At 63.6% G+C, this 1,318-nt stretch carries 2 protein-coding genes; one reads left to right on the forward strand and one right to left on the reverse strand.

Translation table 11 applies throughout. The features are described from left to right. A partial coding sequence (locus ABT116_RS46980) for a hypothetical protein (RefSeq protein ID WP_351647476.1) occupies nucleotides 1-194 on the reverse strand: 194 nt, incomplete at its 3' end. A 136-nt stretch (nucleotides 195-330) separates the two neighbouring features. Here ABT116_RS46980 and ABT116_RS46985 point away from each other — a divergent pair. Next, the coding region (locus tag ABT116_RS46985; protein ID WP_351647479.1) for an ADP-ribosylglycohydrolase family protein at nucleotides 331-1,318 on the forward strand (988 nt) is incomplete at its 3' end.

Raw genomic sequence — 1,318 nt, forward strand, 5'->3', positions numbered from 1 at the left:
GTCCAGCTCGGACCACAGCTGCGGTTCGATGGTGAAACTGTGATTGGCGCCGCGCCCTGAAGCAATCTCGGGACGCGGACGATCACCAGGCAGATCCAACTGCTCCGGAAGATCAGCGAGCCCAGACGGTGCCGAACAACCAGAACCTTCAGGGATTCACCGCTGTACGTCAACACCGCGACGTCCACTGCCACGGACGGACGCGGGTAGTCCGATAATGCCCTGCCGCTCGTGTCTGTCCATTTATTCACCCTTGCATGTTATCTCAAACATGATCTATGGTTAGCGCAAAGTTGATCAAACGATCTCCGCGAACTTGAAAAGGTGGCTATGAAACTCACCGCACAGCAGTCCGATCGAGCGGCCGGCGTTCTGCTCGGCACCGCAGCAGGCGACGCACTCGGCGCCGGGTACGAATTCACCTATCCGAACACCGAGGTCACCATCGACATGATCGGCGGCGGTCCGTTCAACTGGGCGCTGGGAGAATGGACCGACGACACCTCGATGGCAGTTTCAATCGCCGAGGTGGCCGCGACAGGAATCGACATCGGCGGCTCTGATGGCCTCGATGCCATTGCAGCACAGTTCATCCGGTGGTACGACTCGAAGCCCGCAGACATCGGCAACCAGACGCGAGCGGTATTGTCTACCCGCTCCGAAAGCGCAGCCGTCATGGCGGATCGTGCGCGGGCGATCAGCGGCCGCAAGGCCGGCAACGGCTCGCTCATGCGCACCGCTCCCGTCGCCCTCGCCTACTTGGACGATGCAGAGCGAGCCAGGTCGGCCGCGCACCGGATCAGTTCACTCACGCATGACGACCCGCGCGCCGGACAGGCGTGCGAGTTGTGGACCCACGCCATCCGCCATGCCGTTGTCGCCGGCAACTTCGAGGGGGCTCGCGACTTCCTCTCCGTTGCCGATCAGGAGGTCGCCGAATACTGGGGCCCGCTGCTCGATCAGGCCGAAACCGGGAAACCTCAGGACTTCTCCAAGAACGGTTGGGTGGTGCATGCACTTCAAACCGCTTGGTGGGCCATCACTTCCACGGACAATGCCGATGCTCGCCACCTCCAGTACGCGCTGGAAGCAGCCGTGCGAGCCGGCGGGGACACCGACACGACTGCGGCCATCGCGGGTGGCCTCCTCGGCGCCCGTTGGGGAGCGTCGGCGGTTCCCGCCCGGTGGCGCCGGATCATGCACGGCTGGCCGGGATACCGTTCCTCCGATCTGGTTCGCCTGGCGATCAAGACTGCTCGCGGCGGCACCGACGACAAGAACGGTTGGCCGTCGACGGCAGAACTCGATTACTCGCGGT

This window comes from Streptomyces sp. NPDC002130 (assembly GCF_040296465.1).
GTDB lineage: Bacteria > Actinomycetota > Actinomycetes > Streptomycetales > Streptomycetaceae > Streptomyces.